Origin of the sequence: Legionella birminghamensis, from assembly GCF_900452515.1 — a bacterium.
Classification (GTDB): Bacteria; Pseudomonadota; Gammaproteobacteria; order Legionellales; family Legionellaceae; genus Legionella_C; species Legionella_C birminghamensis.
Window position 1 is genome coordinate 1 of record NZ_UGNW01000002.1, and the last position, 24,328, is coordinate 24,328.

The following is a 24,328-nucleotide window of genomic DNA, read 5'->3' on the forward strand; positions in this document are numbered from 1 at the left end:
ATGGCTGTACTACGCATTCATAAAAAACAACAAAATTTTCTAATTCTCGATAAAACCTGCCTCAATGATATGTCCTTATCATGGGGGGCAAAAGGCCTGCACACTTACCTAATGTCTTTGCCCGATGATTGGAGGGTTCGAGTTACCGACCTAAAAGAGAGGGCTACGAATGGCAGGGACGCTGTGCGAAATTTGATCAAAGAGCTAGAAGAAACTGGTTATATTCAGAAGTCAATCTGCCGACATGAAGAAAATGGGCGGTTTGGTGGCATAGAGTATTTGGTGCTAGAAATTCCAGTTATCACAAATGATGAATTATTGCCCCCCGTTAAGGAAGGGCTCTCAAAGAATCCAGGCCCTAGCTATCCGGCGCCTGAAAATCCGTCTCTGGAGAATCCGGGGCTGGAAAAGACGACGCTAATAAATAATAAGTATACTAAGGATCCATATAACCAAGGATTAATTAAAAAAACAGCAGCAGAGATCAACTTATCGACTGGTCCCTACAGGAAAAGCACAAAGTCACAGGCTGCTGCTGCTGTTGAATTTTTTGATTTAAGAGCGGTTAATCGTCCTAAAGAGACCACAAGGCTAAGCTCAAAAGATGCCATGATTAGCGATAAGCTCACACAAAACCAGATTTTACGCGTAGAGCAGTTGATATCCGGAATCCAGATGGATGACAAAGCAGGGCTTTTGGAAGAAATAAGCTACTGCCTTTTAAGCAAAAAACACTTTTCTGCATGCGGCCTCGATTTTTCTAGAAAGCTAAATGCAATCCAAACAGTGATTGCTAAAGGACATTGGCAAACACCAGTCGAACTGATATCAGAGAAAAAGCAAACATTAGATTCCACCACGCAAGCGCTTGAGCAGAATTTATGTGAGGCGCATGCCGAAGCGAATCATTTTAAAAAATTGCTGTCTTCAGCTGCTCCCAACCAACGCACCAGCTTGAATCAGTTGATACGAGGAGCAGAAGAAAAAATCCTGAAATTAGGACAGTTATTACTTCAAGCCAAATTGAATAACCAGGCGGCGTTTTAGTTGCTTGATTGAGAAAAGGAAGTTCAATGAAAGATATCCCCTACATAACTAGCCTTGCCTATAAGCCTCAAATTGAGGCGGTATGTAAGCAGCTTGAATCCATTCAAATTGACAGTTTTGTCATGTATTTGATTTTTAATGATGGAGGGGTGTTTATTTTATCCAACGTCTTTCCCATTCTAAAAACCTATTATCAGGAGCGCTTGTATACTGAAGACTTTACATTTACTCCAAAGCTCTTAGTACCTAATGAATCAGGCCATTATTTTTGCGGCGATGAAGGTTCCTTATCGACTCGATTATTGGATTTATTTGCGCATAAATACTCTCTTCATCCAGTGTACAATTTAGTCCGAGCACATTCCGAATGCACATTTGTCTTCAGTGCCATTACCAAAAGACCGCCAGAAGACGCAGCTTTATTTTTTAAGCGCACTGAAAAGCCCTTTGAAGCGTTTTGCAAGGTGTTCGTCGATCACTTCCTGGATTTAATTCTTGAAGCGAATCCCAAGTACAAATTTTCATTCCTGTTAACCAATCAGGCACTCCGCCATGCAGTGATTAGCCAAGGGTATGAAAAGGAAATTTATTTGTCCGAGCGTGAGCAAGAGTGTTTGTGGTACGCCACTCAAGGGCGTTCCTTTAAAGAGATAGGAAAGCTGTTGTCGATTAGTCCTGTCACGGTAAAGGTCTACTTAACCCGTATCCGGAAGCAGTTTGGTGGTCTAAAACTGGCGGATATCTTACTGGAGTGTATTCATCGAGGTCTTATTGGCCGAATGAATAGTTTTGAACAACGGGTAATAAGACCTGTTTCACTACTCAATCTCGAGCAGGGCAGGGCGCTTAAGGTGTCTTAACTCAGCAAGTAGCTTGTCGATGGTGATTGGTTTTCCTCTGCTTTTATCGACACAGACCACGGTGTTAATTCCCCGACAAACCGGTTCTCGCTGATTATTGAAAAGCGTTTGATTAAAGATAAGTTTAAGACGGCCTTCAGGTTCCAGTCGCGAAACGATCGAGAATGCATCGAAGGCAGAAAGCGACTTAAGAAAATCAATGCTGGCCTTTGCAAGCACCAGGTTAAATCCTCTATGACTTAACTGCACCCAATCAAAGCCCAGGGCTTGCATCTGCAGAGTTCTCACATGGTCAAAGTAACAAAAGTAATGGGCGTTGTTCACAATGCCCTGTGCATCGAGTTCATGGGCACGTACCTCGTTAGTCCAGCTAAACTCGTGAGGAAATGGGTGTTTCTCTATCATAATTTTCTATCAATATCAAGTCCTCTCGCGAGAGGACATTACACGGTCAATGGAATTGGAAATAATACCTGACATGAGATTAATAACCAATGCGTTAATGCAGGAAACCATTGCATGCTGATTTTAACGAAGCAGATAGGCGAGAGTGTGGTTATCGCCCGAGACATTTTCATTACCGTGTTAGGAATGACCGCCAAACAAGTCCGGTTAGGAATAGAAATTCCTGAACAGGTTGCTGTTGAAATTCGAGAAGCACACTGTGATGCCAACCATTTGGCCCGTTTAAAAAATTTAATGGTGAAATAATCAGTTATGAAAACAAATCATCGATTTTTCCCAAGACGCTCATTCCCCCCCATAACAGGGGCTTGCCTATTACTGCTTGTGAGCCAGACCGTCTGGTGTAGTCCTACCTCAAAAGAATATGTCGATGGTCAAATCAATCAGCTTAGAGGGATGCTAACAGGTTTGCAGAATGAAATTCATCAATTGGCCTTGCACAACCAACTCATTGATGCCGCATTAAATCAGCAAGTGGGGCAAACGCAAGTCATTGAAGCACGGATTAATAAGTTACAGCATGCAGTAGGTGAGGCTTATCAAGGAGGGATCATCTTTTATGTGGATGAGTCGGGTCAGCATGGACTGGTCGCTGCCAAAATGGATGTCAATGAGGGGGCTTCTTTGGAATGGCAAAATGGAGAGAGTGGTGAAAAAACCATTAATGCGAAAGGAAATGGACTTTTTGCGGGCTTTTCCAATACCCAATTAATCATTGCGGAACAAACAATTGATGACCAAAACGGTGTCTTTGCCGCGTTAGCGGCACATCATTTTTCAACTAGAGAAGACGGCATGACCGCTTGCGATGAGACGCATCGTTGTTATGGCAATTGGTACCTTCCCTCGGCTTTCGAATTATCGCTCTTAAGAACCACTTTGCATTTAAATGGTCTTGGAGGCTTTACCAATGCGCCTTATTGGAGTTCAACCGAGCACAGTGTTTCAGAAGCCTGGCAACTGGATTTTGGAGACGGACAGTTACAAGTCGCTCAAAAATCCAGTCTCGCCAAAATTCGTCCCATTCACGCATTTTAGGAAACTGAGCATGAATCGAAATGTTTTGGCAGCACTAATAGGCAGTTTGATATCGATGAATAGCTATGCGGTGGATGAGGCTGAATTATGGGAGCACTTGACGAAATTGCATCAGCAAGCTGATTTTGCAGTAATACAAATTGCACAGTTACAGCAAGACACTAGCACCGTGAAACAAGGGCTTGGTGGAGTACAGCAAGAAGTGAGTGCTCTTCAGCCAGTAGTCAACCGGCTAGTCCAGGATGTTCAAACCATTAAACAAGTTTTAAGTGGCTTGAAACAGCAGATTGACGCCCTTAGCCAATCCATCGAAATGATGAGAGAAAACCAGATGGTGAAACACCGAGTCGGCGAAGAGTACCTGGGGGGCATTGTTTTTTATGTGGATAAATCAGGTCAGCATGGCTTAACAGCCAGCAAAATCGATGTAACCGATGCAGGCGTTCAATGGCGAAACGGTCCTTCAGGTAACAAAATTACCAACGCCAAAGGCGATGGAATAGGCGCTGGTGAAACCAATACGCGTTTAATTATTGCGCAGCAAACAATTGACAATCAGAAGGGGCAATTTGCGGCTTTGGTCGCCTCACAATTCCAGGTTCTGGAAGATGGAATAACCCCGTGTCAGACACCCATCGCAAGTGGTGTGCATTGCCATAGTGCCTGGTATTTGCCTTCTGCTTATGAGTTACAGCTCTTATATACCAATTTGCATGAAAACAATCTCACGCGTTTTGCGCCAACTTTTTACTGGAGCTCGACTGAGCGAAGTAGTGCTGAGGCCTGGTTAATCAACTTTTCGACAGGTGAGCTCATGGCCAGTAGTAAATCCAATACCGTCGGGCAAGTGCGCGCCATTGCGCGATTTTAAGGGAGGCAATCGATGAAGAAAGGGTGGGTTTTACTTTGGCTAGCGTGTTTCTGTACTTCTTTGCATGCCAGGGATTGCTTTGATTGTGCCCCTTTTTACTGGGGAATTTCCGGTAGTTTTGGTGGCACCATTTATCAGAATAGCTACGCAAATGATGGGAAAAGTGCCTTAGGTCGATTGGCTTTCGAAGCGCAGTATGCTGTGAATGACAATATTCATTTGGGCCTGGAGTCTGGTTTACAAAACGGCGTTCGCATGCGCCTGGCCATTCCAAAGCCTCTGCTCGATATACTGGCAGGCGAGCCCATTCACGCCACTATCAAACCCAGCATTGACCTATTAGCTACCCTGAAATTAACCCCTTTTGAGTCAAGTTTCTTTGGCTATGCGAAAGGAGGGATTGCCTTCAGGCAACTGCAGGTGGACAGAAATGAGGTGAATGATGTGTCAGAAACAACGCCTGAGTTGCAAGTAGGCATTGGCTATGGATTTAGCGATAACAGTTATCTGTTTGTAGGCTACCAGCATCTCTTTGGTCACGATATTAATTATCAGGTCGATTCACTGACTGAACGGGGCCACCTTGATCATATTCCGGGCCAGGATTCGTTACTGATAGGAGTATCCATTTTGTTCTGAACAGTAGGTAGGTCTGGACAACGTTTTACCGTTAACCCGAATTAAAGAATGATTGAATGATGGCCTTTAACCGGCCAGGCGGGATTTTTTTAGCCTTAAAAAGGAGTTAGAGATGTTGATTTTAACAAGAAAAATAGGGGAATCCGTGGTCATCGGCGATGTGGTGTATTGCACCGTCATGGGAATTAACGCGGACGTGGTGAAGTTAGCTATTGATGCCCCAAGGATTATGCCGATTCACCGCGACGAAATTCAACGCCGGATCTGGTGGGAAAGTCAAAAAAATAAGGGTTCGGATAACTTCGACCCCGAGCAGGAAGACGTGTTGGAGCGGCTCATTAATCAATTTAAGCAACAACCCCAAAAAATGCCATTAAGTGTTTAAGGAAAGAGCCATGTTGGAGCAGGAAGAGAGGCTAATTACCGTTAAAGACAGAGCCCGCGAAAAGCTTCGCCGTGATATGGGCCCATTGATTGAGAACGCGCTGGCTGATCCAAAAACGGTGGAGCTGATGCTTAATGCGGATGGGAAACTCTGGCAGGAGCGTTTGGGCGAAAAAATGACGTGTATCGGCCATGTGTCTTCGGGGCGTGCGGAATCCATCATCAAAACCGTTGCAGGATTTCATGGCAAGGAAGTCACACGATACAAACCCATGGTGGAAGGCGAGTTGCCGCTGGATGGCTCCCGTTTTGCAGGCCAGCTGCCGCCGGTTGTTTCATCCCCAACCTTTGCCATTCGCAAAAAGGCGATCGCGGTATTTAGCCTGGATGAGTATGTGAGCGCCCATATCATGACCGCCGCTCAATGTGAGGCCATCAAAGAGGCCGTGTCGACTCACCGCAATATTCTTGTGATTGGCGGCACGGGTTCCGGCAAAACGACCTTAGTGAACGCCATTATCCATCAAATGGTCCTTCATGATTCGTCTGAACGTATTTTTATCCTTGAGGATACCGGAGAAATCCAGTGTGCTGCCGAGAATTCGGTCCAGTATCACACCAGCATGGATGTCAGTATGACGATGCTGCTTAAAACCACCCTTCGCATGCGGCCGGACCGGATTCTGGTCGGGGAGGTTAGGGGCGAAGAAGCATTGGATTTATTGGATGCCTGGAATACCGGGCATGAAGGCGGCGCTGCAACCCTTCACGCGAACCATTCTTTGGCAGGCCTTACGCGACTGAAATCATTAATTACCAGAAACCCACGAGCGCCCTCTGAAATTGAGCCATTAATTGGAGAGGCGGTGCACTGTGTCGTGCATATCGCAAGAACACCGCAGGGGCGTGTCGTTCAAGAGGTGATTGCGCTCGATGGGTTTGTCAATGGCCAGTATGTGATTAAACAGATGGCATCAAATTAAGGAGAAAATAATGAGCAATTCACTAATCAATCAAAAAAAGGTATGGCTTTTGGTATTTGCGGTCCTCTCACTGTGTTTGCTGTGCCATCCAGCCTTAGCCTCCACTGCGGGCGGTAATCTTCCTTACGAAAGTTGGCTTAACAAAATTGTCAATTCAGTATCTGGACCCGTGGCGTATGCGGTATCGATTGTAGCCATGGTTGGTGCCGGTACTGCACTGATTTTTGGCGGGGAAATGAATGGGTTTTTAAGAACCTTACTGGTGATGGTCCTGGTCCTTTCTTTCGTCATTGCCGCTAAAAATACTCTCAGTGCCATTACTGGAAAAGGGGCTGAAATCACTGCCCCTGTCGTTCAATCCTTAATGAATGAGAATGCCCATGGCGCTTAGGACCATTCCGATTCGACGTTCCGGTAACAGACCAAGCCTTTTTATGGGTGGTGATCGAGAGCTAGTCATGTTTTCAGGATTGCTCAGCGGCATTTTAATCTTTGCCGCTCAGGATTGGTTGTCCATTGGCGTAGGGATCGCGTTGTGGTTTTTCTCGTTGAAAGTGTTGCGATTAATGGCTAAATCAGACCCAGGCATGAGAGCAGTGTATTTAAGGCAGCGCAGTTACAAGCGTTATTATCCGGCGCGCTCCACACCATTTAGGTCCAATTCCAGGGGATATTGATGATTCAGGGGATGACATTACTCATTGCACTGACAGGTCTCACATTGCTGGGTCTTTTGTTTGCCCAGGTGAGGCAGGAAAGTCGCGTGTATCGTTTAAAGAACCATCGGGATCAACGCGAGGGATTTGTCGATTTATTAAATTATGCCGCTGTGGTGGATGAGGGCGTGATTGTGGGGAAAAACGGTGCCTTTATGGCCGCCTGGATGTATCGCGCTGAGGATAGCGCCAATCAAACGGAAGAAGTCTCTGAAATGGTGTCTTTCCGGTTAAACCAGGCGCTGTCAGCCATGGGCTCTGGCTGGATGATTCACGTGGATGCTATACGAGGGGAAGCGCCTTCCTATAGCGCCCCTGGCCAATCGGCATTTCCTGATCGCATTTCATTGGCAGTGGATGAGGAACGAAGACGGCTCTTTGAACAGTTGGGAACATTGTATGAAGGCTATTTCGTTATCACCTTAACCTGGTTACCGCCTATTTTAGCCGAGCGAAAGTTTGTGGCGTTGATGTTTGATGATGACAAGGCTGCAGTTACCAAAAAAGCGCAAACCAAAGCACTCATTGAACAGTTTAAACAGGCCTGTGTCCATTTTGAATCACGGATGAGCGCAGCTTTAACGCTCGAGCGTCTTCAGTCAGAGGAGGTAACCGACGAAGCAGGGAAAGTAGTCACACAGGAAAACTTTTTAAAACACCTTCAATTTTGCGCCACAGGATTAAACCATCCGATTAATTTACCGAACCACCCGATTTATTTGGATGCACTGATTGGGGGGCAGGAGCTCCTTTCCGGTGTAACCCCTAAAATTGGCAGGCAATTCATCCAGTGCGTGGCGATTGAAGGCTTTCCTTTGGAGTCTTATCCCGGCATTTTAACCCGCTTAACGCAATTGCCCGTTGCCTACCGTTGGAGTTCGCGGTTTATTTTCATGGATCCTCATGAAGCGGTCGCGCATTTCACAAAGTATCGTAAAAAGTGGAAACAAAAGATAAGAGGGTTTTTCGACCAGGTTTTTAACACAAGTTCTGGTGTGATTGATGAGGACGCCTTATCCATGGTCGAAGATGCGGCCGCTGCGATTGCTGAAACAAATTCCGGTATGGTCGGGCAGGGCTATTACACATCGGTGGTCGTCTTAATGGATGAAGATAGGGTGCTAGTAGAAGAGGCTGCACGTTATATTGAAAAAAATATCAATGCCCTTGGATTTACTGCGCGAACGGAAACCGTAAATACCCTGGATGCCTTCATGGGGAGTTTGCCTGGGCATGGGGTGGAAAATGTCAGACGGCCATTAATTAACACCATGAATTTGGCAGACTTGCTGCCCACTTCCAGCCTCTGGACGGGTGAAAATAAAGCCCCCTGCCCTTTGTTTCCACCGAACTCACCGCCTCTAATGCACTGCGTCACGAATGGCAATTCCCCGTTTAGGCTTAATTTACATGTCAGGGACTTAGGGCATGGCATTATGTTTGGTCCGACGCGCTCCGGGAAGTCTACTCATTTGGGATTAATCGCCTTGTCCTGGCGTCGTTATAAGAATGCACGGGTGTTTGCATTTGATAAGGGCTTATCGATGTATCCCACCTGTAAAGCCGTAGGCGGTGAACATTATATCATCGGTGCTAAAGAGTCCCGCTTAGCGTTTGCCCCCCTGCAATTTTTGGACACCCGGGAAGATAGGGCGTGGGCCATGGAGTGGATAGATACGATTCTTGCACTCAATGGCTTAAATACCACGCCTCATCAGCGCAATGAAATAGGCTATGCCATCCTCAATATGCACCAGAGTGGCTCAAAAACGATGTCTGAATTTGTCATGACGATTCAGGATGAGGCCATTCGCGAGACCTTAAAACAATACACCATTGATGGACTGATGGGCCATTTACTGGATGCCGAAAGCGATGGCCTTGGGTGGTCATCCTTCATGACTTTCGAAATTGAGCAGTTGATGCGCTTAGGCGAGAAATTTGCCCTGCCCGTGCTTTTGTATTTATTCCGACGTATTGAGACTTCCTTAGATGGCAGACCCACACTGATTTCATTGGATGAGGTTTGGTTAATGCTTGCCCATCCTGTATTTCGCAAAAAAATCGCCGAATGGCTTGATTCGATGGCTAAAAAGAATTGCACCGTGTTTATGGCGACCCAGCATTTATCGCATGCCACCCAGTCCGGAATTTTGGACACGATTGTGGAATCCACGGCCACGAAAATTTTCTTGCCAAACCTTAATGCACGGGATCCCGAAGTGGCCTCAGTGTATGCGCGTATGGGGCTTAATCCAAGACAGATTGAGATTGTGGCGAATGCACAGCCTAAGCGGGATTACTACTATATGAGCGAGAAAGGGCAGCGTTTGTATCAATTGGCATTAGGACCGTTAGCGCTTTCATTTGTCGGTGCAACGGATCTCGATTCAATTGACCGTATTAGAACGCTTGAAGCCACGCATGGCGCATCCTGGCCATCGGTTTGGCTTCATGAAAAAGGAATAAATCTGGATGACTATACGGCAGAACATTACGGAGTAGCAGCATGAGTAAACAAAAAGGGGTATTCAAGGCAGGGGGGCTTGCCAATGAACAGGAAAGGAACGTGAGCAATCCTTATTTAAACGCAAGACGCGCCTGGAATGTGCATACCGCCGGGTTAATGAAATCGCTTCAAGTATGGCAAGTGGTTGCCATTGGTAGTCTTTTAATTGCTCTGGCTGCTGTAGGTGGGGTGATTTCAATTGGAAGCCAATCTAAATTCATTCCCTTAGTTTTTCAGCAAGACGCCAATGGCAACACCTTATCAGTGACTCGAGGAGACTTGGTATCAGAGGCCAGTTTGGACGATTATCGAGCGGCAGCGGCTCATTTTATCGAAAGCCTGCGCTTAGTCAGTGCAGACGCTGACTTACAAAAAAAGGCAGTTTTTCAAGTGTATTCCTACCTCAATAATAATGATGCCGCACTCACAAAAGTACAGGAATTTTACAGTGGTAAGCAAAATACCAACCCTTTCGATAGAGCGACGCATGAAATGGTGAGTATCGAAATCAAATCGGTTCTTCAGGAAACAGAAAGCTCCTGGCAGGTGGACTGGATTGAAACCGTCAGAGGGCGTGATGGAGCCATTAAGGAAAAACCCTTTGCTATGAAAGCCATTGTGACCTTGTATCAAGCCTTGGACTTAAAGGGAGTATCGAGTGAGGTCTTATTGAAAAACCCCCATTTTCTTTACATTCGTGATTTTAACTGGTCCCGTGACATCACTACAGGAGAGCACGCATGAGAGGGTTACTGCTTAGTCTTTGTTTGGTGTTCCCGCTTTTAAGTGTGGCCCATGGAGAGGATGACATGGCGGAGCGGTATTTTTCCAAAAGAGTTGCGCAATTATCCTTTCAGGAGCGTCAGGCGATTGCGATTGGTAAAAAATGGCAGACCGGTAGTGCGACTAGTAAGCCCGTGGCCGCAGCCGATGGATCGATAAGTTTTGTGTTTGGCTCGGGCCAAACCCGGGTGGTTTGTGCGGTTCTTCAAGTGTGTGATGTCGCCCTTCAGCCTGGTGAGCAGATTAATAACTTAAATGTTGGCGACCCTCGATTTACTGTGGAGCCCTCGGTGACGGGTAGGGCGCCTAATCAGACGCTTCATTTATTGATTAAGGCACTTGATGTGGGGCTGGACACTTCCCTGGTAGTCACTACCGACAAAAGAACCTATCACTTCAGGCTTAAATCAACACGTCATGAATTCATGCCTTATGTGTCGTTTATTTATCCTGATGAAGCACAGGCGAAGTGGCGGATGATTCAGCAAATTCAGAAAGAAACGACAGAGCGCAATACGATTCCTGAAACCAGGGAGTATTTGGGGAATTTGCATTTTAATTATCGCATTCAGGGCAGTGCGCGCTTTAAGCCTCTGCGGGTTTATAACGATGGGGTTAAAACCATTATTGAAATGCCTGGGACTCTCTCTCAAGGGCAAGCCCCGGCACTGTTGGTGCTTCGAAACAGAGGCGTGTTCAAAAAACCGGAATCAATTATGGTCAATTACCGGATTCAGGGGTGCCGCTATATCGTGGACAGTGTGTTTGATAAAGCCATTTTGATAGTCGGCAGCGGACGGGCGCAACAAAAAATCACCATTACGAGATGCTAGACCATGAAACCATTCCTTCTTTTATTGTGTATTAGTTGTTTAGCCAGCTGCACCAGTCTTCGCTATGGCAACTTTACCCAATTACCCCCTCATGGGGTTGAGCGGATGGCCCGCGATACGGCTTTAGAACTTAGCCATGTGTATCCGCCAGCTAAAAATCGATTGTGCCTTTCCCAATCGATTGCCGATCCCTTTGGGCTTCAATTAATTGAGGGGTTACGCCAAAAAGGATTTGCGGTGATGGAAAAAACAACCTCCTCACGGGAAGCCAACTTTTCCTATGTGGTGGATGCCCCCATTGCTTCGCATTTATATCGAGTGAGTGTTTTTGTAGGCGAGCGCTCATTAAGCCGCGCGTATCGTCTCTATCATGGCGAGCTGGTTCCAGTGAGCGGCTGGACGGTTCAGGAGTCATTATGAGCGAAGGGAAGGATTTATTGTCAGCGGACACTTCACCTGACCAGTTAAATAGTGCAGGAGTTAAACGAGTTAATAATAGGCCATTACTGATTGGGATTGGCATAGTGACCGTTTTCGTTCTTTTAATTGTGATGGTGACGGTTAAACGAGCGAACGCCCAAAACCACGTCGCATCTTTTGTAAACACCAGGGAAACGGCCGGACAAAGCAGTATCAGTTTGGCAAAAGAGGTGGTCGGAAAACAGAGTCCAGGGATAATCCCCTCTACAGTTCAAACCATTCAAACAACACAAACAGTCAGCTTACCCGTGGCAATAGTCGATGATTCAGACAGCCCTCCCAAGCCCTATCAGGATGAGCGCATTCCCGATGCCGAAATTGAGCGAATTCGCCAAGATAAAACCCAGCAATTTGAAGAAGCGGTTAAGGCCAGGACACTCATTGCCCTGGATAAGGACAGTTTGGGTGCACCAGCGAAAGAGGGAATTTCAGAGCGTGAATTGATAAGTCCATCTCTACCAAGTCAGGAATCATTGGTTGTTCTTCAGGCAGGACAACCTAGCCGAAACGCACTGCCAAAAACCCTAGGGGGTAGCGAAAACGAGGCGCGCTGGGCGCTAAACGCGTCACTTAGCAATCCAAGTACACCTTATGAACTGCGAACAGGAAGTGTCATTCCAGGGGTGATGATAAGTGGGGTTCGTTCGGAGTTACCTGGCCAAATCATTGGTCAGGTATCCGAGTCTGTTTATGACACGGCAACTGGACGCAACCTTCTCATTCCGCAGGGCACTAAACTGTTTGGCCTTTATTCCAGTGAGGTGGCCTATGGTCAGGATACCTTATTAGTGGCTTGGCAACGATTGACCTTTCCCGATGGCAGAGTGCTGGATATTGGCTCGATGCCAGGAACCGATAGCGCCGGCATGGCCGGATTTCGTGACCAGGTGGACCATCATTACCTTAGAATTTTTGGCTCTGCCATGCTGATGTCGGGAATAGTCGGTGGCATTACCTACAGCCAGAGCCTAAACCATGCAAATAATGGCGCCTATTCCCAACCCACGGCAGGCAGCGTTTTAAGCCAGGCTCTTGGACAGCAGCTTGGGGAAGTTACGGCACAGTTGATTGCCAAAAATTTAAATATCGCACCCGATATCAAGATTGGCTCCGGGTATGAATTTAACATTATCGTGACTAAAGATTTGGTCTTTAAAAAACCGTATCGCGTCTTTGATTACTGAAATAAATGAGGAAGAGATGATGAAAGTGAAATTAATGATTCTATGGGGGCTGGTTTTTGCTGCATCGGCTTCGGGTACACCCGTCTTTGATGCGACCAACTGGGCTCAAAATCTCAAAATGATAGCCAATCAGGTGCAAGCGTATAAAAATCAACTGGAACAGTATAACACGATGCTTGAGAACACCAAATCGTTGACCTCATATCAATGGGATGATGCTAACAGCGTCATTTCTCATTTAATCAATACCACAGACACGATTGACTATTACAAACAGGAAGCTGGCAGTCTGGATGCATATCTGAACCGGTATCAAAGTGAGGAATATTACAGCAACAGCAAGTTTAGTGAGGCAGAAATTGCACGTCTAAAACAAAACCAATTGTCTGCCTCCGTCGCTCAAAAACGCGCCAATGATGCGCTGCTGCGCGGGATTGATAGCCAGCAAAAAAACTTAAAGTCTGATGCGGCGAAACTAAAGACATTGCAAGCCCATGCACAAAACGCCGAAGGCCAAAAGCAAGCGATTCAAGCAGCATCCCAATTAGCCAGTGCCGAGAATCATCAATTATTGCAAATTAGAAGTCTAATGATTGCCGAACACAATGCCAATGCCACACGAGCCGCTTCTGAAGTCAATAAGGAGGCCATCCTTGCGGCGGGCGATGAGCGGTTTCGAGCTGGAAAATTTCAAAAGAGTAAGCCGATGTCCTGGTAAACCGTTTAATCACAATCAAGGAGTATTTATGAATCGATTTTTGATGCTAGTGGGAATAGCTGTTTTTTTCCTGGTGGGCTGTGAAAATGACCAGGCGAAAGCCGAGAGCAAGGCGAAGCAACTGGCTCAATTAACCTGCGACAGTCCAAGAGAAGGGCGCAGTCAAGAAGAGTTGCAAGCCATTGGGGATGCCTGTTTTAGAAAGGGCAGTTTTCAAAAAAGCACGCCTCAATCCTGGTGAACCTATGAAAAGTACCGTGGCTAAAATGTGTATCCTGTTGGGGCTTATGCTTTGCGCATCAAGCCTCTATGCGGGATCTGGAATCAGTGGTGCGAATATTTTTGACAGCATTTTAAATCGTTTTCAAAGTACTTCCGCAACCTGGGAAACCAAAATTACGGCCTATGCCAGCTGGCTATTTTGGAGTTTAGTACTGCTCAGTATGATTTGGACGTACAGCTTATTGGCTTTAAAGCGAGCCGAGATCCAGGAGTTTCTGGCTGAAACCATGCGCTTTTTAATTGTCACTGGGTTTTTCAATTGGTTATTAATCCATGGCCCTGCCATTGCCAACGCTTTCATCGCCTCTTTAAGACAGATTGCAGCAGACGCTTCAGGGTTGAAGCAGTCGGTCTCGCCTTCCGGAATAATGGATGTAGGTTTTGATATTGCGTCCAAGGTGGTCGATAATTCCTCCATCTGGTCACCGGCCACGACAACGGTTGGGTTGATCGTCGCCGCGGTTATTTTAGTCGTTTTAGCATTAGTCGCCGTCAATATGTTACTCATCCTCATTTCAGCCTGGATCATTACGTATGGCGGCATTTTTTTACTAGGGTTTGGTGGCGGCCGTTGGACGCAGGATATTGCAATTAATTATTACAAAACCGTTTTGGGGATTGCTGTTCAGGCCTTCGCGATGGTGCTGATTGTGGGCATTGGTCATTCCTTTGTAGATCAATATTACACGGCCATGTCCACCGAAATATCGATCAAAGAATTGCTTGTGATGCTGGTCGTCTCAATCATTTTATTATCCATTATCAACAAGATCCCTCCGATGTTGTCGGGCATTGTTTCGGGTGGTGGCTTTAATGGGGGGCCTGGCGTTGGGCTGAGTACGGCCATGGGTGCTGCAAGCATGGCTGGAGCGGCCGTCGCTGGTGGTGTTTCCATGGCAACATCAGCTGTCGCCAATATTGCCGGGGCAGGCTCGGCTTTGTCTGAAGCCTTTAAAGCAGCGTCGCAGTCGAGGGCTGCCAGTGCATCAGGAAGCGGTTTAGCTGCTTCTATGGGGAAAGCCGGACACTTCGTGTCCTCCATGGGAGCTCATCTCGCAGCTGGGACTGCAGACGTGATGCGCCAAAAAATGGATTCGGTAAAAACGGCCATGACTTCACGCATTGCGCAAACCCCGGGCGGACAGGTTGCCCAGTCCATCAATGAAAAATCACAAAGTGTTGCAGGTGATCAACCGGATGGGTTGCCATCGGCGAGTGAGGGCAGTTTAACCGCGGGGCAGCAGAATCCAAGCCCTGAGACGCATGATGAAGTCAGTCAATTTGTTAATAAATCTTAAGCCGGAGTTACTATGCCAATCCCTGTCGATTTTTCAATCATTCATCAAGAGCGTATTGCCTGTTCTATTATGGCATCCATTAAATATCAGGTACCTACCAATATTTTATTAGCGCTTGCTGAGAAAGAAGGCGGAAGACCTAATCAGTGGTCAAAAAACAGGAATGGCACGTATGATGTAGGCAGCATGCAGCTCAATACCGTTTATCTTCGCGATCTCGCAAAGTATGGTATCAAGCCATCCGATGTTGCAAGACCGGGTTGTTATGCCTATGATTTGGCCGCCTGGCGCGTTAGAAAGCATTTATTGCATGACAGTCAAGACATTTGGACGCGAGCGGCGAACTATCATTCCAAAACCCCACACTACAATCAGATTTACCGTGCTGATCTTATTAAAAAAGCAATGAAATGGCAGCAATGGCTCAATCAATATTTTAATACGCATGGAGTCAATAGTCCCGCTGCGTCGCCGGTTACTATTCAACAAACACGCCAAGTCCTCTATCACGATGCAGTGCAAGTCAAGCGTGAACTTCCAACACCACGTCGAGTGAGCAGTAGCTATCACAATAAGGAAGCCGAGCGGGCGTTAGCGTCTGTCTTCGCGCCAGAAAGGATGGGTGAGCTCACATGAAAATGAATAAGGGCATTGGGCTTCTGATAAAGAAACCCGCTAGAACTAAAATCAATCGACTGACCTTGGGACTTGTTTTGAGTGCTGTTTTGTTGAGTATGCAGGGGGCCACTCAATTCATCGCGTATAAGTTACATTATGATCCCTTATTGGGGGAGGCTTTCTCTCATTGGTATGCACCCTGGCAAATTATTGTTTGGTGGGTTAAGTGGCGGACCTATTACCCTGCTGATTTCTCGATAGCCTTTGGTTTATTTACGATGTCAACCTCCTTTTTTTTCATCGTTATCCTATTGATAAACCAGGCTTCTAAGAACAATAAACTGAGTGAACACCTGCATGGCTCAGCCCGCTGGGCCAATCAGGATGATATAAAGCAAGCCGGATTGATGGGGCATAACGAAGGCGTTTATATCGGTGCAATCGAAGAAAAAGGGGTGCTCCACTATTTACGTCACAATGGACCAGAACACGTTCTGACGTATGCTCCAACGCGTTCAGGAAAGGGCGTGGGTCTTGTCATACCAACTCTTTTGTCATGGAAACAATCTGCTGTGATTACCGATTTAAAAGGGGAACTCTGGGCATTAACGGCTGGATGGCGAAAACAACATGCCCATAATAAGGTGATCCGGTTTGAACCAGCAACCCGCACCGGCTGTGCACGATGGAATCCAATGGATGAGATAAGGCTTGGAACGGAGGCTGAAGTAGGGGATGTGCAAAACTTTGCAACTCTGGTGGTCGATCCGGATGGTAAAGGCCTTGAATCGCACTGGCAGAAAACTTCCCAAGCCTTGCTGGTGGGCCTCATCCTGCATTGTCTGTATAAACTAAAAGACTTAGGCGAACCTGCCTCGCTGCCCACTATTGATCGCATGATGGTTGATCCAAACATTAATATAGCGGATTTACTGATTGAAATGACGCAATATCCACACTGTGATGGCAAAACTCATCCGGTCATTAGTGCCAGTGCGCGAGATATGATCGATAGACCAGAGGACGAAGCCGGCTCTGTATTATCCACCCTTAAGTCTTATTTATCCTTATATCGTGATCCGGTGGTCGCGCATAATGTATCGGCGTCAGATTTTTGCATTAAAGACTTAATGAACCATGAGTCGCCTGTCAGTCTTTATATTGTGACACAACCCAATGATAAAGCACGACTTCAGCCACTAATTCGGGTGTTGATTAATATGATAGTCCGGCTGTTGGCTGACAAAATGGAATTTGAACGGGTTACCGATAGCAACGGATTGTCTTTTGTGCAAACCAAAAAAACCTATAAGCACCGACTGCTATGCATGATTGATGAGTTTCCAAGCCTTGGTAAGTTGGACATCTTGCAAGAGTCGTTGGCGTTTGTTGCAGGCTATGGCCTGAAGTTCTACCTGATTTGTCAGGACATTAATCAATTGAAAAGTCGCGAGCGTGGCTATGGTCCCGATGAAACGATTACTTCTAATTGTCACATTCAGAATGCCTATCCGCCTAATCGGCTGGAAACTGCAGAGCATTTATCAAAATTGACTGGAACCACCACCATTGTGAAAGAGCACGTCACCATCAGTGGCAAAAGAATATCCTCTTTTTTAACCCAAATATCCAAAACGACTCAGGAAGTCTCACGACCACTGTTAACGGCTGAGGAGTGCCGGAGAATTCCTGGTCCCAAAAAAGACCCGAATGGCTTGATTACAGAGGCAGGAGATATGGTGATTTATGCAGCGGGGTTTCCTGCAATTTATGGCAAGCAACCGCTGTACTTTAAAGATCCAGTGTTTGTTGCGCGTGCCGCCGTTGAAGCCCCCCGTTGTTCGGACGTCCTTCGGCATAACCTCACCAGGGAAGAGGAAATCACATTATGAAGCAGTGTATTCGCCTCCTTTGCTTTTCTTGTATAGGACTATTATCTCTCCTGATCTTTTTATTGATTGCCGGATTTAGACTCAATACCAGTGACTCCATTCCTAAAGGGCTTTATCGATTAGATTCAGGCAGTGTAAAGAAAAACAGCCTTATCCTGTTTTGCCCTGATGATAGAGACGCATTTCGCGAAGGGAGAAGGAGAGGCTACCTCGAGCGGGGGTTTTGCAAAGGTCATTACGGCTACTTGATGAAACAAGTTGCTGCCGTGGCGGGTGATAGGGTGTCAACTACTTTAAACGGTGTCTATGTCAATCAGTTTTTGCTCCCCTTTAGTAAACCCCAATCTCATGACGGGCTGCATCGTCCGATGAGACGATGGCAGGTCACACAATACCGACTTAAATCCGAAGAAGTATTAACCATGACCAATCAAAGTCCATTGTCTTTTGACGCTCGTTATTACGGATTAATCCAAATGAAACAAATTAAAGGGATCATCACACCCATTGTAATTTGGTGACATTGACTAAGTGGAGGAACCATGAGGCTATTTATTGCAGAAAAACCGTCGGTCGCAAGGGCCATTGCCGATGAGCTTGGGGTAACGGCGAAGGAGGAGGGGTATATTATTTGCGGACAGGATAAAATCACCTGGTGTTTTGGCCATTTGCTGGAGCTTGCAGAACCCGATCGCTATCTTTCAGAGGACATTCCCAAAAGCTCAAAAACCGGTAAAAAATTATGGCGAGCAGAAGATCTCCCGATTATCCCTGAGCAATGGATCATTGAGCCCAAAGCGGATACCAAAAAACAGCTAAACCTTATAGGCGCTCTCCTTAAAGAAGCGACTCTGATCATTAATGCAGGCGATGCAGATCGAGAGGGGCAGCTTTTGATTGATGAGGTTCTAAGGTATTTTAACAACCAAAAGCCCGTGCAACGTTTTTGGGTGGCCGCACATGACGCCATTTCTCTTCAACGCGGCCTTGCATCCCTGAAAGATAATCAGGTCTATTTCGGCCTTGGTCAAGCCGCATTGGCAAGAAGCCAGGCGGATTGGCTCATCGGTATGAATTTGAGTCGCGCCTATACGCTTAACGCCTCAAAAAATGGAGCCCGCGCGCTAGTGACAGTCGGGCGGGTTCAAACGCCTACTTTAAAACTTGTTGTGGATAGAGACAGGCAAATCACTGCTTTTCAATCCAAACCGTTTTATACCATCCAAGCAGTATTTAGTGATCAGGGGCAAACCTTTCTCGCTGAATTCAAACCGAATGCGTCTCAACCAGGACTGGATGAAGACAACCGCTTAATCGACCTATCTATTGCCAACTCCTTAGTGGAGCGAGTGAGCAATCGACCAGGGACTGTGACGTCATATCAAAACGAATTCCAAGTCAAGCAGCATCCTCGGGCCTATTCATTATCCGATTTGACATTGGAGGGCTCAAATCGCTATGGTTATTCTGCTGCAGAGGTGCTGGAAGTGGTCCAAGCCCTGTACGAAACCCACAAGTTAACCACTTATCCTCGAACTGACTGCGGTTACTTACCCGAATCGCAATTTAACGATGCAAGCACCATCTTGGATATTCTGGGTCGCGTTAATCCGGAACTGCTTCCATTGATTGAAAAAGCAAACCCATCCGTTAAGTCAAAGACCTGGAATGATAAAAAAGTGACGGTGCATTTTGGGATCATTCCGACGATGCACCCGGGCTCTACCGAGGGTTTAACACCACGTGAAAAAACACTGTATAAGCTAATCGTTAAGCGTTATATCGCTCAATTCTATCCATTGCATGAGTTCGAAAGCACCTTGATCAATATTGAAGTGGACTTTTTGCATTTTATAGCAAAAGGAAAGACTATTGTTCAAAACGGCTGGCTTGACGTTTATCCAAGAATCAGTGAAGAAAGTGAACTAGAGGAGGAAGTCCAGCGACTTCCTCTCTTATCAGAGGGAAGCCCGGTTCAGTGCATGAAGGCCAGTCGCACTGATACGAAAACAAAACCACCGGCCCGCTTTACCGAAGGCACATTAATCCGCGCCATGGAAAACATCCACCAATTCATTGCTGATAATGAACATAAAAAAATGCTTCGCGACGGCGATGGGATTGGCACACCGGCAACCCGAGGATCCATTCTCAAGGAATTGAAAAATAGAGGCTTTATTGAACCACAGGGTAAAAATATTGTGAGCACGGCTCTAGGTCAAAGTATTGTGGACTCCCTTCCAGAGATGGTGAAAAGCCCCATTCTGACCGCTATGTTTGAACGTATTTTAAAAACAATTGAACAGGAGTCCGCTCATTTCACCTCCTTTATGGAAAAGCAAACGGCTTTTGTCAAAGAGCAGGTTCATCTCGCAAACCAGCAAGTGATCCGTTTACAGGGAGCCAAAAATGGTGCTGAGTTAAGCCTGTTTGAGTGCCATTGTTGTCATCAAAAACTAATCAAACGCAAGGGGAAGAACGGCTATTGGTGGGCTTGCTCAGCTTATCCGACCTGCAAACAAACGTATTCTGATCTGAAGGGAAAACCACAATACACACTTAAAAAGGAGACGACTCATGCCTAAACAAACACTTACTAGCACTGCACTGGAAGACAAGCTAGACGATCTTATGATCCCAGGATTTATTGCAGAACTTACCCCAGAGGAAGCTGATGGCTTTGGAGCCTTCGTGGAAGATGCGCTCAGCGAAGAAGCAGCCCTGGAGGCAAACAATGGATAATATTCCTTATCATCACAAAGTAGCCATTAAGATTATCGAACAATTGAAAGAAGGAACCGCGCCCTGGCTAAAGCCATGGAACCCAGGAACGCCTGGCAGTCAACTCCCTATGAATCCGGTCACGGGAAAACGCTACAAGGGGATTAATACCCTGATCTTGATGCAGATGGGTCATGCAGATAACCGATGGCTGACCTACAAGCAAGCACAATCCATAGGCGCCCAGGTCAGAAAAGGTGAAAAGGGAACCTTAGTGCAGTATTGGAAGTTTGCAGACGAAAAAGTTCAAAAAGATGACCAGGGAAATCCTATTTTAAATCAAGCGGGAGAGCCGATTACCCTCACGGTAAAACTGGAGCGGCCGCAGGTATTTTATGCCACCGTGTTTAATGCCTCGCAAATGGAAGGATTGTCGCCAATCGTTCACAAAACGCCGGAGTGGTCCCCTTTGGAAAAAGCGGAAGCGCTTTTAACGAAGTCAGGTGCCGCCATTCATCATTCTGAAATGGACAGAGCGTTTTATCGCATTACGTCGGATGAGATCCATTTACCTCTTAAAAGCCAATTTGACGATCCAGCACGTTATTATGCCACAGCACTCCATGAACTGGGTCATTGGACAGGGCATGAGTCACGATTGAAACGGGATTTAGCCCATCCCTTTGGCAGTGTTGGGTATGCGAAAGAGGAATTACGGGCCGAAATAGCCAGCCTATTACTCGGTGATGAATTAGGGATTGGACATGATCCGTCCCAACATACCGCATACATTAAGTCGTGGATTAAAGCGCTGGAGGATGATCCTATGGAAATTTTCCGAGCAGCGGCGGATGCTGAGAAAATTACCTATTATTTGCACTCTTTAGAACAACAGCAGGAACACACAATAAACCCACACGAAGATCTCAGGGAAGATAACACTGTAGTGAGTGAACCTATGGTCTTAAAACCCACAATCCCTGATACAATTTGGCTTAACATCCCCTACCATCAAAAAGAAACTGCCAAAACCCTTGCAGGAACACTGCCTAATGGGGAGCTTGCCATTGCATGGGATAAAGAAGCGAAAAAATGGTATGCGAAAGAGGGAGCCAATCTTGAAGCGCTCCATCCCTGGCTTGAAGCTAAGCGACAGCAGCCAAAAATCGAAGAGCGATGTATCACTGAAAAAAAATGGCTTGCGCTGCCTTATGAACATAAAGAGTCTGTCAAATCCATCGTTGGAAAGCTATCGGATGGCACACCAGGCATTGCCTGGGATCATGCCAAAAAATGCTGGTATGCCAATCCTGGCGTGTCATTAGATAAAATTCAAGCCTGGTTACCCAATGAAAAGATGAGGCTACAAAAACCAGCCTGTGACCCAAGAGAGGAATTTAAAGACGCGTTAATTAGCGCGGGATTTTTTGTGACCGCCGATCATCCTATTATGAATGGTAAAAAGCACCGTCTTTCGGTAGAAGGCGATAAAAAGGGCGAAACCGCGGGATTTTATGTGGGGTTTTTAGACGGCTTGCCTGCCGGGTATTTCAAGAATAATCGAACAGGTCTTGAAATGAAATGGCGAAGTAAAGGTTATATTCTATCTGAGGACGAAAAAGCGGCGCTCAAAGCCACGGCGCTTGAAAAAGCTAAACATCGGGAAGCCGAAATAGAAAGCCTTCATCAACAAACCTCAATGAAATTAAAGCAAAAGCTATCAAGACTGCAGGCGCTTTCAACACCAACTCCTTATTTGGAATCCAAAGCCATTGACGTTTATCCTGGGGTATTCACTGATAAAGCAAAAAGGACCACGTACATTCCCGCTTATGATCAAAACGGTGAGATTTGGACAATGCAATACATTCGAGAAGACGGTACAAAACGTTTTGCGAAAAACAGCCGAAAGGAGGGATGTTGTCATGTCATTGGCGGCATGGAAAGCCTAGCTTCAGCTTCAGTTATGATCATTGCCGAAGGCTATGCTACGGCTGCCACATTAAAAAAGGCGCTTGATTTACCGGTCGTCGTGGCATTTGACGCGGGCAATTTAAAGGCGGTGGCCGAGCGTTTAAACGAACGCTATCCCCATACTCCAATTCTAATAGCTGCAGATGATGACAAACACCTTGAGCTAACGACGTCTAAGCGTATTAATCCTGGGAAAGAAAAGGCATTAGAAGCGGCTATTGCAGTCAATGGTCAAATGATTGTGCCTGTTTTTGCACCGGGTGAGCAATTGGATAATCCTCGACAATTCAGTGATTTTAATGATTTAGCAAATAACAGCCGGCTTGGGTTAGAGGGCGTAAAACGCCAGACCCAAGGCATAATTAAGGAAATTATTTCCAAATCACGCACAACCAAACCAAATAGAACGCATAAACACGTACAGGCTTTGTGAAGTCTTGGCTTGAAAATGACTATTTGTGACGAAGGTTGTGCTATAATAGTAAAATGACTATTTGTGGCGTTAGAATGAGAGACGACTTATGCATGATAAAACCCACTACAGCAATGCGTTTCGAGACGCATTAAGAGCTAAAATTACGGAAATGGAATCCCACGTTTTTTCGCGGAGTGATCTTATTCAAGATCACTCCAACAAAACGCAACTGCGTTTAAATCGCGCTTTGCGAGCTTTCATGGATGAAGGCTTTATCATTAAAATCGCACACGGTTTATTTGCTAAGGCTGAACCGATGCGCTTTCCTGATCAAACCATTCGTCCGGTTCTTACCGAATCCTTTGAAACCATTGCCATTGAGGCGCTTGATAAACTGGGTGTTCAATGGGAGCTTGGACGTGCCATCCGGGACTATAACGAGGGAAGGACCACTCAGGTGCCTGCCGTGTTTAGTGTCCGCTTAAAGAGCCGTTTCCGAGGTGCAATCCATGCACAAAACCAAACGCTTGTTTTTGAGGGAAATGTAAATGCCAGGTGAGTTAAATGAACAACAAATAAAACAAACTGCTATCCTCTTGGGTCTTCCAGCAGATTTTATTCGTAAAGATTACTTTGTTACGAAAGCCATTCGATTATTAACCGAAGTACAAAACGAGTATTTTGAACTGGTCTTTCAGGGTGGCACGAGCCTTTCAAAAGGATATGGAATTATCAGTCGATTATCGGAAGACGTTGACTTTCGCGTCATTTCTAAACCTTCTTGCTTACCCCTTGGAAAAGATGCGAAAAGGCGTGAGTTGCGGCATTTCCGCCATACGTTAGTGGAGACCTTAATCAATGCAGGATTTACAGTACCTGCCGAAGACGTCAAGGTGTTTTATGAAGGGCGGTATATGAGTATTCGCGCAGCGTTTGATGGCGGGAAGCAGATTATGTACTTAAAACCTCACATTGCGATTGATTGTTTTCTGGGGACTATTGAATTAACACCGGAAGTCAAACCGATTTCTTCAATGGTTAAAATGACACTGGGAGACGATGCCTGTGATCATCAGTACTTTCCAGTCCCTTGTGTGGCACTCGATGAAACGGCTGCCGAAAAATGGGTCGCTCTCGCTCGAAGGGTTTCGGATGCCAATGAAACTTCGAGAGAGTCAGATAAACACTTGGTGAGACACTTGTATGATCTCCATCAGCTCCACCAACAAAACTGTTTATCAGAGCAGTATTACGCCGTACTTGAACGCGTCATACAAAAAGAGCAAACCCTGTTTGATAGTATGACGGATAGCCACGGCAAAGCAAAGACCGCGCTTTTTCAACTTCAGAACGAAAAGAAATGGGAAGACCATTGGAATTTTTTCTTGGAACAAATGGTTTATCAACCTGACAAGCCAGGTTTTAAACAAGCTATTCAATCCGTCATTCAGTTAAATGACAGGCAGTTAGAGCGCGTTGAACCTAGAAAAGTGGAGCGTAAAGTAGGGCAAGAAATCCCGCAAAATACCGTAACCCCTCTAAATAAAAGAGGTCGAAAGCGCTAAAGCGAATAGGTGGTACCTGATTAGAGGAGGGCAATAAAAAATAAGCTGCTATA

At 46.0% G+C, this 24,328-nt stretch carries 27 protein-coding genes; 26 read left to right on the forward strand and 1 reads right to left on the reverse strand.

The window, feature by feature from the left end:
* Both DYH42_RS15365 and DYH42_RS15370 read left to right on the forward strand, forming a co-directional pair.
* The coding region (locus DYH42_RS15365; RefSeq protein WP_058523519.1) for a hypothetical protein at window positions 1-1,047 on the forward strand (1,047 nt) is incomplete at its 5' end.
* A 26-nt stretch (window positions 1,048-1,073) separates the two neighbouring features.
* A complete protein-coding gene (locus tag DYH42_RS15370) occupies window positions 1,074-1,907 on the forward strand; it encodes a helix-turn-helix transcriptional regulator (RefSeq protein WP_058523518.1) in 834 nt (277 codons plus the stop codon).
* Here the strand turns inward: DYH42_RS15370 and DYH42_RS15375 are convergent.
* Entirely contained in the window at window positions 1,866-2,312 is a 447-nt protein-coding gene (locus DYH42_RS15375) for an acyl-CoA thioesterase (RefSeq protein WP_083503110.1), read from the reverse strand. The two genes, DYH42_RS15370 and DYH42_RS15375, sit on opposite strands and share 42 nt — an antisense overlap.
* Window positions 2,313-2,426: 114 nt before the next feature.
* Here DYH42_RS15375 and DYH42_RS15380 point away from each other — a divergent pair, with 114 nt between their 5' ends.
* The 24 genes from DYH42_RS15380 (at window position 2,427) to DYH42_RS15490 (ending at window position 24,275) form a co-directional block, all read left to right on the forward strand.
* Window positions 2,427-2,618, forward strand: coding sequence for a carbon storage regulator (locus tag DYH42_RS15380; RefSeq protein ID WP_058523517.1), 192 nt, complete (start codon window positions 2,427-2,429; stop codon window positions 2,616-2,618).
* Between the two features lie 6 nt (window positions 2,619-2,624).
* The gene (locus DYH42_RS15385) at window positions 2,625-3,410 is read left to right on the forward strand and encodes an Lcl C-terminal domain-containing protein (protein WP_115317180.1); all 786 of its coding nucleotides are present in this window, start codon (window positions 2,625-2,627) and stop codon (window positions 3,408-3,410) included.
* Window positions 3,411-3,420: 10 nt separating this feature from the next.
* Window positions 3,421-4,281, forward strand: a complete 861-nt coding sequence (locus tag DYH42_RS16705; RefSeq protein WP_058523515.1) for an Lcl C-terminal domain-containing protein — start codon at window positions 3,421-3,423, stop codon at window positions 4,279-4,281.
* A 12-nt stretch (window positions 4,282-4,293) separates the two neighbouring features.
* Window positions 4,294-4,920 (forward strand): outer membrane beta-barrel protein, encoded by a 627-nt coding sequence (locus DYH42_RS15395; protein ID WP_058523514.1) that lies wholly within the window; start codon window positions 4,294-4,296, stop codon window positions 4,918-4,920.
* A gap of 112 nt (window positions 4,921-5,032) precedes the next feature.
* Window positions 5,033-5,305, forward strand: coding sequence for a carbon storage regulator (locus tag DYH42_RS15400; RefSeq protein ID WP_058523513.1), 273 nt, complete (start codon window positions 5,033-5,035; stop codon window positions 5,303-5,305).
* A 10-nt stretch (window positions 5,306-5,315) separates the two neighbouring features.
* Window positions 5,316-6,287, forward strand: a complete 972-nt coding sequence (gene trbB / locus DYH42_RS15405; RefSeq protein WP_058523512.1) for a P-type conjugative transfer ATPase TrbB — start codon at window positions 5,316-5,318, stop codon at window positions 6,285-6,287.
* A gap of 10 nt (window positions 6,288-6,297) precedes the next feature.
* Window positions 6,298-6,678, forward strand: coding sequence for a TrbC/VirB2 family protein (locus DYH42_RS15410; RefSeq protein WP_058523511.1), 381 nt, complete (start codon window positions 6,298-6,300; stop codon window positions 6,676-6,678).
* Window positions 6,668-6,964, forward strand: coding sequence for a conjugal transfer protein TrbD (locus DYH42_RS15415; RefSeq protein ID WP_058523510.1), 297 nt, complete (start codon window positions 6,668-6,670; stop codon window positions 6,962-6,964). The genes DYH42_RS15410 and DYH42_RS15415 overlap by 11 nt, the downstream gene beginning before the upstream one ends.
* Window positions 6,964-9,516, forward strand: coding sequence for a VirB4 family type IV secretion/conjugal transfer ATPase (locus DYH42_RS15420; RefSeq protein WP_058523509.1), 2,553 nt, complete (start codon window positions 6,964-6,966; stop codon window positions 9,514-9,516). The genes DYH42_RS15415 and DYH42_RS15420 overlap by 1 nt, the downstream gene beginning before the upstream one ends.
* Window positions 9,513-10,256, forward strand: coding sequence for a VirB8/TrbF family protein (locus DYH42_RS15425; RefSeq protein ID WP_058523508.1), 744 nt, complete (start codon window positions 9,513-9,515; stop codon window positions 10,254-10,256). Before DYH42_RS15420 ends, DYH42_RS15425 begins: the two co-directional genes overlap by 4 nt.
* Window positions 10,253-11,128: a P-type conjugative transfer protein TrbG gene (trbG, locus tag DYH42_RS15430; RefSeq protein WP_058523507.1), complete on the forward strand. Its 876-nt coding sequence runs from the start codon at window positions 10,253-10,255 to the stop codon at window positions 11,126-11,128. Before DYH42_RS15425 ends, trbG begins: the two co-directional genes overlap by 4 nt.
* Before the next feature lie 3 nt (window positions 11,129-11,131).
* A complete protein-coding gene (locus DYH42_RS15435; protein WP_065232810.1) occupies window positions 11,132-11,548 on the forward strand; it encodes a hypothetical protein in 417 nt (138 codons plus the stop codon).
* On the forward strand, window positions 11,545-12,792 hold the full coding sequence (locus DYH42_RS15440) for a TrbI/VirB10 family protein (protein WP_058523505.1): 1,248 nt from the start codon (window positions 11,545-11,547) through the stop codon (window positions 12,790-12,792). Before DYH42_RS15435 ends, DYH42_RS15440 begins: the two co-directional genes overlap by 4 nt.
* A 19-nt stretch (window positions 12,793-12,811) precedes the next feature.
* Window positions 12,812-13,510: a P-type conjugative transfer protein TrbJ gene (trbJ, locus tag DYH42_RS15445; protein ID WP_058523532.1), complete on the forward strand. Its 699-nt coding sequence runs from the start codon at window positions 12,812-12,814 to the stop codon at window positions 13,508-13,510.
* A 28-nt stretch (window positions 13,511-13,538) separates the two neighbouring features.
* On the forward strand, window positions 13,539-13,751 hold the full coding sequence (locus DYH42_RS15450; protein WP_058523504.1) for a hypothetical protein: 213 nt from the start codon (window positions 13,539-13,541) through the stop codon (window positions 13,749-13,751).
* 4 nt (window positions 13,752-13,755) lie between these two features.
* Window positions 13,756-15,090: a P-type conjugative transfer protein TrbL gene (gene trbL / locus DYH42_RS15455; RefSeq protein WP_058523503.1), complete on the forward strand. Its 1,335-nt coding sequence runs from the start codon at window positions 13,756-13,758 to the stop codon at window positions 15,088-15,090.
* 12 nt (window positions 15,091-15,102) lie between these two features.
* Window positions 15,103-15,726 (forward strand): lysozyme family protein, encoded by a 624-nt coding sequence (locus DYH42_RS15460; protein WP_058523502.1) that lies wholly within the window; start codon window positions 15,103-15,105, stop codon window positions 15,724-15,726.
* Window positions 15,723-17,600 carry a type IV secretory system conjugative DNA transfer family protein gene (locus tag DYH42_RS15465; RefSeq protein ID WP_058523501.1) on the forward strand — a complete coding sequence of 626 codons (1,878 nt, stop codon included), beginning with the start codon at window positions 15,723-15,725 and terminating at the stop codon, window positions 17,598-17,600. The genes DYH42_RS15460 and DYH42_RS15465 overlap by 4 nt, the downstream gene beginning before the upstream one ends.
* Window positions 17,597-18,121 carry a conjugative transfer signal peptidase TraF gene (gene traF, locus DYH42_RS15470; protein ID WP_058523500.1) on the forward strand — a complete coding sequence of 175 codons (525 nt, stop codon included), beginning with the start codon at window positions 17,597-17,599 and terminating at the stop codon, window positions 18,119-18,121. Before DYH42_RS15465 ends, traF begins: the two co-directional genes overlap by 4 nt.
* A gap of 21 nt (window positions 18,122-18,142) precedes the next feature.
* A complete protein-coding gene (locus DYH42_RS15475; RefSeq protein ID WP_058523499.1) occupies window positions 18,143-20,185 on the forward strand; it encodes a DNA topoisomerase 3 in 2,043 nt (680 codons plus the stop codon).
* Complete coding sequence (locus tag DYH42_RS16670) at window positions 20,178-20,342, forward strand: hypothetical protein (protein ID WP_165483350.1); 165 nt, start codon at window positions 20,178-20,180, stop codon at window positions 20,340-20,342. The genes DYH42_RS15475 and DYH42_RS16670 overlap by 8 nt, the downstream gene beginning before the upstream one ends.
* Complete coding sequence (locus DYH42_RS16735) at window positions 20,335-22,728, forward strand: zincin-like metallopeptidase domain-containing protein (protein ID WP_058523498.1); 2,394 nt, start codon at window positions 20,335-20,337, stop codon at window positions 22,726-22,728. The genes DYH42_RS16670 and DYH42_RS16735 overlap by 8 nt, the downstream gene beginning before the upstream one ends.
* Window positions 22,729-22,816: 88 nt before the next feature.
* On the forward strand, window positions 22,817-23,269 hold the full coding sequence (locus DYH42_RS15485; protein ID WP_058523497.1) for a hypothetical protein: 453 nt from the start codon (window positions 22,817-22,819) through the stop codon (window positions 23,267-23,269).
* Window positions 23,259-24,275 (forward strand): nucleotidyl transferase AbiEii/AbiGii toxin family protein, encoded by a 1,017-nt coding sequence (locus DYH42_RS15490; protein ID WP_083503109.1) that lies wholly within the window; start codon window positions 23,259-23,261, stop codon window positions 24,273-24,275. The genes DYH42_RS15485 and DYH42_RS15490 overlap by 11 nt, the downstream gene beginning before the upstream one ends.
* Window positions 24,276-24,328: the final 53 nt, after the last annotated feature.